Origin of the sequence: Streptomyces sp. NPDC008313 (assembly GCF_042956125.1) — a bacterium.
In the GTDB taxonomy this organism is placed as follows: domain Bacteria; phylum Actinomycetota; class Actinomycetes; order Streptomycetales; family Streptomycetaceae; genus Streptomyces.
This window is the reverse complement of the sequence record NZ_JBIBFR010000041.1, coordinates 22,812-31,397: the sequence shown is the minus strand read 5'-3', so window position 1 is coordinate 31,397 and position 8,586 is coordinate 22,812. Positions and strand designations below refer to the sequence as shown.

At 72.9% G+C, this 8,586-nt stretch carries 8 protein-coding genes and 1 pseudogene; 5 read left to right on the top strand and 4 right to left on the bottom strand.

Annotation, left to right across the window (positions count from 1 at the left end; all coding sequences use genetic code 11):
* Positions 1–93: 93 nt before the first annotated feature.
* The 4 genes and pseudogenes from ACFY93_RS33415 to ACFY93_RS33400 form a co-directional block, all read left to right on the top strand.
* Positions 94–990: pseudogene (locus ACFY93_RS33415) on the top strand (MFS transporter); the annotation flags it as partial.
* Positions 991–1,081: 91 nt separating this feature from the next.
* A complete protein-coding gene (locus ACFY93_RS33410; RefSeq protein WP_391365674.1) occupies positions 1,082–1,732 on the top strand; it encodes a class I SAM-dependent methyltransferase in 651 nt (216 codons plus the stop codon).
* A 22-nt stretch (positions 1,733–1,754) separates the two neighbouring features.
* Complete coding sequence (locus ACFY93_RS33405; protein ID WP_391365673.1) at positions 1,755–2,750, top strand: N-acetylmuramoyl-L-alanine amidase; 996 nt, start codon at positions 1,755–1,757, stop codon at positions 2,748–2,750.
* 161 nt (positions 2,751–2,911) lie between these two features.
* The gene (locus ACFY93_RS33400; RefSeq protein WP_391365672.1) at positions 2,912–3,724 is read left to right on the top strand and encodes a hypothetical protein; all 813 of its coding nucleotides are present in this window, start codon (positions 2,912–2,914) and stop codon (positions 3,722–3,724) included.
* Between the two features lie 78 nt (positions 3,725–3,802).
* Here the strand turns inward: ACFY93_RS33400 and ACFY93_RS33395 are convergent, their stop codons facing one another.
* Complete coding sequence (locus tag ACFY93_RS33395) at positions 3,803–4,342, bottom strand: hypothetical protein (protein WP_391365677.1); 540 nt, start codon at positions 4,340–4,342, stop codon at positions 3,803–3,805.
* Between the two features lie 249 nt (positions 4,343–4,591).
* Here ACFY93_RS33395 and ACFY93_RS33390 point away from each other — a divergent pair, with 249 nt between their 5' ends.
* Entirely contained in the window at positions 4,592–4,885 is a 294-nt protein-coding gene (locus ACFY93_RS33390; protein WP_391365671.1) for a hypothetical protein, read from the top strand.
* A 19-nt stretch (positions 4,886–4,904) separates the two neighbouring features.
* Here ACFY93_RS33390 and ACFY93_RS33385 read toward each other — a convergent pair whose 3' ends face one another.
* From ACFY93_RS33385 to ACFY93_RS33375, 3 genes are read right to left on the bottom strand one after another with little or no spacing between them, the layout of a single operon-like run.
* Entirely contained in the window at positions 4,905–5,975 is a 1,071-nt protein-coding gene (locus tag ACFY93_RS33385; RefSeq protein WP_391365670.1) for a prenyltransferase, read from the bottom strand.
* Positions 5,972–6,742: a methyltransferase domain-containing protein gene (locus ACFY93_RS33380; protein WP_391365669.1), complete on the bottom strand. Its 771-nt coding sequence runs from the start codon at positions 6,740–6,742 to the stop codon at positions 5,972–5,974. The genes ACFY93_RS33385 and ACFY93_RS33380 overlap by 4 nt, the downstream gene beginning before the upstream one ends.
* Complete coding sequence (locus tag ACFY93_RS33375; RefSeq protein ID WP_391365668.1) at positions 6,736–8,241, bottom strand: glycosyltransferase; 1,506 nt, start codon at positions 8,239–8,241, stop codon at positions 6,736–6,738. The genes ACFY93_RS33380 and ACFY93_RS33375 overlap by 7 nt, the downstream gene beginning before the upstream one ends.
* Between the last annotated feature and the right edge of the window lie 345 nt (positions 8,242–8,586).

The window sequence follows — 8,586 nt, the reverse complement described above, 5'->3', positions numbered from 1 at the left end:
GACGCCAACGCCAGCCGCACATCGTCCGCGGCTACTTCGGCGGCCCGCACGTCCGCTACGTCCTGGACGAGAACCCAATGAGTTTCTGATCAATACGCCGTCTCCCTCGTCCTGCCGCAGCTCCTCCAGCTGCCGAAGGCCACCGGCTACGGCCTCGGCCAGTCGATGGTCGTCGCCGGCCTGTGCGTGGCCCCGCTCGGCCTGACGATGATGCTCACCGCGCCGGTGTACGCCCGCGTCTCCGCCAAGTACGGCCCCAAGGTCACGCTCATGATCGGCATGCTGGTCATCGCGATCGGCTACGGAGCCGGCCTCGGCCTGATGAGCGCCGCCTGGCAGACCGTCCTCATCGCGGTGATCCTCGGCGCGGGCATCGGCCTCGCCTACTCCTCGCTGCCCGCACTGATCGTGGGCGCCGTCCCGGCCTCCGAGACGGGCGCCGCGAACGGCCTCAACACCCTCATGCGCTCCATCGGCACCTCCGTGTCCAGCGCCGTCATCGGCATGGTCCTCGCCGACTCGTCGAAGGACTTCGGCGGCGTCGCGCTCCCCACGATGCACGGCTTCCGGGTGTCCTTCCTCATCGCGACCGGCGCCGTGGCCGTCGGCCTGCTCTTCGCCGTCTTCCTGCCCGGGCAGCGCCAGGCGTCGGCGCCCACGCTGCGCGCCAGCAGCGAGGAGGACGCGGCGCTCGCGAAGGCCCACGAGGTGCTCGGCGGCTTCCGCGGCCGGGTCCTCGGCGCCGACGGCGCCCCGGTGGCGCGCGCCAAGGTCACGCTGATCGACCGGCGCGGACGGCAGGCGGGGGCGACGCTGACCGCCGAGGACGGCGGCTACGCGCTGTCCGTGCCCGCGGGCGGTCCGTACGTCCTCGCCGCGAAGGCCCCCGGCCACGGCCCGCGCGCCTCCTCCGCGACGCACACCGGCGACGACCGTCCGGTCGACGTGGACCTCGCCCTGCCGGCCTCCGCGGACAACGTCCCGGCCTGACCCCGCCCGGCGACCCGCACCCCCGTCGCGCACGCGGCGGGGGAGTGGGGCAGCATGGGGCGCCCACAGGCACGTCACCAGGAGGAACCCCATGTCCGCGGCACCCGAGCCGGAGATCCTCGCCGCCTTCGAGGCGGCCAGGGGGTTCATGCCCGCGGACGAGGGGCTGGCGCTGTACGCGGCCGCCGCCGAGGCCGGCCGGCTCGGCCTGCCGCTGCTGGAGGTCGGCACCTACTGCGGCCGCTCCACGATCCTGCTCGCCGACGCGGCACGCCGGGCCGGGGTCACCGCGGTGACCGTCGACCACCACCGGGGCAGCGAGGAGCAGCAGCCCGGCTGGGACTACCACGACGAGTCGCTGGTCGACCCGGAGGCCGGCCGGATGGACACCCTGCCGACGTTCCGGCGCACGCTGCACGCGGCGGGTCTGGAGGAGCACGTGGTCGCTCTCGTCGGCCGTTCCCCGCAGATCGCCGCGTTCTGGCGGACGCCGCTGGGCCTCGTCTTCGTCGACGGCGGCCACACCGACGAGCACGCCTCCGCTGACTACGAGGGCTGGGCGCCGCACGTGGCCGAGGGCGGCCTGCTCCTCATCCACGACGTGTTCCCCGACCCCGTCGACGAGTTCACCGGCCAGGCCCCGTACCGCGTGTACCTCCGGGCCCTGGAGTCCGGCGCGTTCACCGAGGTCTCGGTGACGGGCTCGCTGCGCGTGCTGCGGCGAACGGGAGCGGGGATCTGAGCGCCCCACTAGAGTCGCTGTCGTGTCGTACGTAGGTCCTGACTTCGAACCCTCCGAGCCGCACCGCCCCTGGCGGCGCCCTCTGGTCGTCGCGCTGGCCGCGCTGGTGGTGGGCGCGCTCGCCGGGTGGCTGGTGTGGCGGGCCGTGGGCGATCCGGGAGGCGGCTCGGACGGGGTGAGCGCCGGGGCGAGCCGGACGTCGGCGTCCCCCGAGAAGCCCTCCCCCTCCCCGTCGCCGAGCCCTTCGGGCAAGGAGAGGGACAAGGACAAGGACAAGGACGGCAAGGGGAAGGGCAAGGCGAGCCCCGGCCCGGACAAGTCGTCGTCCGCGCCCGCCGGTTCGGGCCCTCTCAAGGGCAAGGTCGTCGTCATCGACCCCGGGCACAACCCCGCCAACTTCCGCCACCCGTCCGAGATCAACCGCCAGGTGAACATCGGGACGAACTCCAAGGCGTGCGACACCACCGGCACGTCGACCAACGGCGGTTACGCGGAGGCCACGTTCACCCTCGACGTCGCGCGCCGGCTGCGCACGCTCCTCCAGGAGCAGGGCGCCACGGTGAAGTTCACCCAGGACGGCGACCGGTCCTGGGGACCGTGCGTCGACGAGCGGGCCCGTATCGGCAACAAGGCCCACGCCGACGCCGTCGTCTCCGTCCACGCCGACGGCTCGGCGGCCGGCAACCGCGGCTTCCACGTCATTCTTCCCGGCTCCGTGCACGCGGGCGCCGCCGACACCCGCGCGATCGTCGGCCCTTCCCGCGACCTCGGCACGCGCATCGCGGGGAAGTTCGTCCGCGAGACGGGCAGCGCGCCCTCCAACTACATCGGCGGCGGTACCGGACTGGACGTCCGCACGGACCTCGGCGGTCTCAATCTGTCAACGGTTCCCAAGGTGTTCATCGAGTGCGGCAACATGCGCGATACGAAGGACGCGGCACTGCTGACCAGCGGCGCCTGGCGGCAGAAGGCGGCGCGGGGGATCTCTGAGGGAATCGTGAGTTTCCTGCACGGGTAGTGATCGGGGAGTGCATCCCTGCGGACATCCGTGTCGGTCTGACGATAGTCTCATCCCTACGATGAGGGGCCACCCCCGCGCTTCACTCCGCGGCTTGACGGCGACACGGTGACAGCGATGCCTCCACCGGTGATGAGACGACGACTGACGAAGGACCTGAAGTGAATATCCGCTCCCTCACTCGAGGCGACGGCGTGGTGATCGGAGCAGCGGTATTGCTGTTCATCGCGTCGTTCCTCGACACGTTCGACGGCTCCGGCGGCGACGTACCCAACGCGTGGGACAACCTGGGCCTTGTGATGACCATGTACCTCGGGGGCATCATCGGCGCGGCTCTCATCGTTGTCGCCCGCGCGCTTCCACAGCCCCGCAAGGTCGCGGGCCTGGACCTCGGCCAGCTCGGCGTCGCCCTGACGGTCTTCGCCGCCTGGACGTCGTTCTGGACGATCATCGACCCGATGGGCCCGTTCGACGATCTGCTCAAGGGCCTGGGCGGTGACCCGGACGTCGGCGGCGGCCTGATCCTCGGCCTGATCGCCGCCCTGATCCTGGCCGCGGCCGCGATCGCCACGCCGCTCGTTCCGGCGCTCGGTGCCGCCATGGTCGGCGCCCCGCGCCCCGTCGCACCGCAGCCCTACGGCGCGCAGCCGCCCGGTGGTTACGGCTACCCGGGCGCCCAGCAGCCGGGCCAGCCCTACGGCGCCCAGCCGCAGCAGGCGCAGGCTCCGTACGGCGGGCAGCCCGCACCGCAGGGGCAGGCCCCGCAGGCCGGCGGGGACTTCTCCCCGTTCTGGTTCGCCGTACCGGTGCCGCGTCCGCTGTACGCGGAGGACGGTTCGCCGACGCCGATCGCCGAACTGGCGCCCGGCACCTGGTACCTGGCCGTCGAGCAGCGCGGCCCGAGCCTGGTCGCGCAGACGCAGGACGGCCGTCGTGGTGTCCTGCAGGACACCACCGGCATCCAGCGCGGCTGATCCACCCGGCACCACCGGCCCCTCGCCCTCCCGGGCGGGGGGCCGTCGCCGTGTCCGGGCCTGTCCGGACGAGAGGCCCTAACTCCCCGACTTCAGGTCCGAGAGGGACGGCACCTCCTCCTTGACGTCGGCGCCCGCGCTCTTCCCGGCCTCCTTCACGTCGTTGACGACGTCGTCGAAGCTCTTGGCCGCCGAGTCCGAGTCGCCCTTGCGCAGCTTGGACGGCAGGTCCTTGAGCTTGTCGACGCTCGCCGTGAGCGGGGCGACGGCCTTGGCGAGCGTCGGGTCGCTCTTGGCGTTCTTCAGCGCCGCGTTGAGGCGGTTGTACGTGAACGCGCCCGCCAGGCCCGCCTTGATGAGGGAGCCCGTCCGCCCGTCCGCGCCCTTCTTGAACTTGCCGGCCTTCCAGGGCTTCACGATCCACTGGTAGGTGGCCCCGGCCGCCAGGCCCGCGTTCGCCACGAAACGGGTCTTGGCGAACTTCTGCTTCTCGGCGGAGCTGGTCGGGGTGGCGCTCGACGAGGTGTCCTTGTCGTTGCCGCACGCCGTGGTGCCCGCGAGGAGCGAGCAGCTGAGCGCCACCGCGGCGACCAGACGGCCGGCGGGAAACGGCGACATCGATGCGGGCACGGTTCCTCCTGGGAAGTGGGGCGGTTCTCCTGCAGCCTCACCCCGGCCCGGCGGCGACGCGATCCGGACGGCCCCATTCGGGTGCCGTACGAGGTGCCCCGGCCGGCACGACCCGCCGCCCCGCGGTCCCCGGAGGACAACCCGCGATCCCCCTCAGGGCCCCGCGACCCCAACTCCCGCTCCGCCGCCCGAAATCCGTACTGGTTTCAAACAGGGTTTCGGGGCCATCCGTAGGGCATGTCCCCTCGATATCGCAACGGTTCCAATCAGGCGGGGACGGTCATCGCGGTCGTCGCGGACGTCATGGCCGTCATCCTGGGTCTGTGGATCCTGATGTATCTCCTGGACGCGAACCGCGCCAACGACCTGGTGCAGTTCGTCCACGACGTGGCCTCCTGGCTCGCCGGCTGGTCACGTGACCTGTTCACCTTCGACGAGGCATGGGCGCGCGTCGTGGCGGGCTACGGGCTGGCGGCCGTGGTCTACCTGTTCGTCGGGCACGCCATCGCCAACCGCATGCACCGCCACTGACCGGGGCGCCCCGTCCCGGTCAGGAACAGCAGTCGGGGTCCAGTCCCGTCGGCAGGCGCTCGCCGCCGAAGACCGCGCAGGTCGGCTCGTCGCCGCCCAGCGCGGCGACGGCGAGCAGGAGCGAGCCGGCCGTCCAGCTGGTGAGCTCCTCGGGCCAGACGGCCCGGTCCTCGAAGACGTACCCCGTCCAGTACAGGCCGGTCTCCGGATCGCGCAGATGCTGGATGGACTGGAGGATCTCCAGGGCCCGGTCGGACTCGCCCACCGCCCACAGGGCGAGGGCGAGTTCGGCGGACTCCCCGCCCGTCACCCACGGATTGGGCACCACGCAGCGCACCCCGAGCCCCGGGACGACGAAGCGGTCCCAGCCCCCGGCGATACGGGCCTTCGCCTCCGCGCCCGTCAGCGCGCCGCCCAGGACCGGGTAGTACCAGTCCATCGAGTAGCGGTCCTTGTCGAGGAACCGCTCCGGGTGCCGGCGGATCGCGTGCCGCAGCGCTCCGAGCGCCAACTCCCAGTCGGGCTGCGGCTCCTCGCGCTGTTCGGCGGCGGCGAGCGCGCAGCGCAGCGCGTGGTGGACCGACGAACTGCCGGTCAGCAGCGCGTCGGTGACGGCCGTGCCGTCGTCCTCGCGCTTCCAGCCGATCTGCCCGCCGGGCTGCTGCAGCGCCAGCACGAACTCGGTCGCCGCGTAGACGGCGGGCCACATCCGGTCGAGGAACGTGTCGTCGCCGGTCGCCAGGTAGTGGTGCCAGACGCCCACGGCGATGTACGCGCAGAAGTTGGACTCCCGGCCCCGGTCGGTGACGGCCTCGTGGTCCCCGTCGGCGTACGCCGCGTACCAGGAACCGTCGGCGTTCTGGTGGCGGGCCAGCCACTCGTAGGCGCGCTCCGCCGCCGCGTGCTCCCCGGCCGCGTCCAGGGCCATGGCCGCCTCGGTGTGGTCCCACGGGTCGAGGTGGTGCCCGCGGAACCACGGAATGGCGCCGTCTGGACGCTGCACCGCGAGGATGCCCCGCACCGTGGCGGCCGCCTCCTCGGCGGTGAGGACCCCGGGCAGGACGAGGTGTTCTGTCCGGGGCGTGGTCACGAAGCGTCCGCCGAGCCGGCCGCGGCCGCCGTGCCCGCCACCAGGGCGCCGGGCAGGTGGGGCTTGGTCGCGTACGCCACGAAGCTCTTGCCCATCAGCGGGTTGAGCGCGTTCTCGGCGAGCCGGGTGGCCAGCGGCTTCTTCATGATGTCCCAGACCAGCAGCTTGTGGTACGCGCGCACCGGCAGCGCCTTGTCGTTGTCGACGCCGAACGCGCACTTCAGCCACCAGTACGGGGAGTGCAGCGCGTGGGCGTGGTGGCTTCCGTACGGCCTCAGGCCCGCCTCGCGCATCTTGCCGAGCAGCTCGTGGGCCCGGTAGATGCGGATGTGGCCGCCCTCGACCTCGTGGTAGGCGTCGGACAGCGCCCAGCAGACCTTCTCGGGCCCGTAGCGCGGGACGGTGACGGCGATGCGGCCGCCTGGCCTCAGCACCCGGACCATCTCCGCGAGGACGCCCTTGTCGTCCGGGATGTGCTCCATGACCTCGGAGATGATCACGACGTCGAAGGACGCGTCGGGGAAGGGGAGCGCCAGCGCGTCACCCTCCATGGCCGTCGCGGTCGCCCCGGCGGGTGCCTCGCCGGCCTCCTTCATCGCGGCGAACCACTTGGCGACCTCGCGGATCTCCTCGCCGTTCTGGTCCAGGGCCACGACCTGCGCGCCCCGCCGGTAGCACTCGAACGCGTGCCGCCCGGCGCCGCAGCCGAGGTCCAGGACACGGTCGCCCGGGGCGAGCGGGAACCGGGAGAAGTCGACGGTCAGCACGTGGCCCTGCTTTCGCGGTCGGAGGTGGGGGAGGCGCCCGCAGCGGGGGCGAGGTCCGCGGGGGCCGCGGAGCGGCTGGTGACGGGGGGAGCGGTGCGGCCGGGGACCGGCGCGGCCGGGCGGGGGGCGGGGCCGGCCGGCGTGCGGCGGGACGGTGCCGTCCGGGCGATGGCTTCGCGGTAGCGGGCCACCGTGCCCTCGGCCGCGCGGGCCCAGGTGAAGCGCGCGAGGACCCGGTCCCGGCCGGCCCGGCCGAGCCGCGCCCGCAGTTCCGGGTCGCCGAGAAGCCGGTTCAGCGCGGTGGCGAGGGCGCCCGCGTCGCCGGGCGGCACGGCGAGGCACGTCTCGCCGTCGGGGCCCGCGACCTCCGGGATCGCCCCGCCGGTCGTGGCGACCAGCGCGGTGCCCGTGGCCATCGCCTCGGCGGCGGGCAGCGAGAACCCCTCGTACAGGGACGGCACGCAGGCGGCCTCGGCCGACCTGACCAGGTCGACGAGTTCGGCGTCCGAGATGCCCTTGACGAACTCGACGGCGCCCTCGAGCCCGTACCGCTCGATGGCCTGTGCGACCGGCCCGTCCTCGGCCCGCTTGCCGACGACGACGAGATGCGCGCCGGGATGCTCGGCCCGTACCTTCGCGAGCGCCTCGACGAGGAAGACGAGCCCCTTCAGCGGTACGTCCGCACTGGACGTCGTCACGATCCGGCCCGGCACCCGGGGCACCGAGGGATCGGGTGAGAAGAGGTCGGTGTCCGCGCCGATGTGCACGACGTGGACGCGTTCGTCGCGCACGCCCAGGTGGTCGACGATCTCCTGGCGCGAGGTGCCGGAGACGGTGAGCACGGACGGCAGCCGGCGCGAGACGCGCTTCTGCATGCGCGTGAACGCGTACCAGCGGCGCACCGACGCACGGCGCTTGGCGCTCCCGGCGGCGTCGAGCTCCAACTGGCGGTCCACGGTGATCGGGTGGTGGATCGTGGTGACCAGGGGTGCCCCGATGTCGCCCAACAGCCCGTATCCGAGCGTCTGGTTGTCGTGCACGACGTCGAAGTCGCCGCGCCGGGACCGCAGCAGGCGCCGGGCGCGCAGCGAGAAGGTCAGCGGCTCCGGGAAGCCACCGGTCCACATCGTGCCGACCTCCAGGGCGTCGATCCAGTCCCGGTACTCGTCGCGGCCGGGGGTGCGGAAGGGGTCCGGCTGGCGGTACAGGTCGAGGCTGGGCAGCTCGGTGAGGCTCAGTCCCAGCAGGCCCTCGTCGAGCACGGGGTAGGGCTGGGAGCCGATGACCTCGACGTGGTGGCCGAGGCGGGCCAGCTCACGGGAGAGGTGGCGTACGTAGACGCCCTGGCCGCCGCAGAAGGGGTTGCCCTTGTAGGTGAGGAGCGCGATGCGCAGCGGGCGCTCGCCGCTCCGCTCCGGCACGCGTTCTCGCTGGTGGGAGGTGTCCCCGTCGGCGGCCGGATCCTCCTGGGGACCCGTCTCGATGGCCTCAGCGGTCACTCCCGGCCCCCTTCTGGCTGCACTGTCCCGCAAGATTACGCCAGTGCCCTCCCTGCGGATCATGCCGGGCTCGCGGGCCCGGCGCGCAGTCCGGTCCGGACCGGTCCGGACGGAAGACCCTGGAACGAGTCGCGGACTTGATCGTTCAAGGACCACTGAATCTACCGGCAGGTAGCTCCGCTGTGACCGGCGGCCCGGGTGATTCGCGCCACGGCGCGGCGCCCGTCGGCCGCGCCGCCCCGCGCGGTCCGCGAAGCGGTCGGCCGCGGCCTTCATTACCGTCGGTCACCGCAGGTCACCCGCCGTTCCGGAACGCGAAAGGCCCCGCTCGCCGAGGTCGGCGAG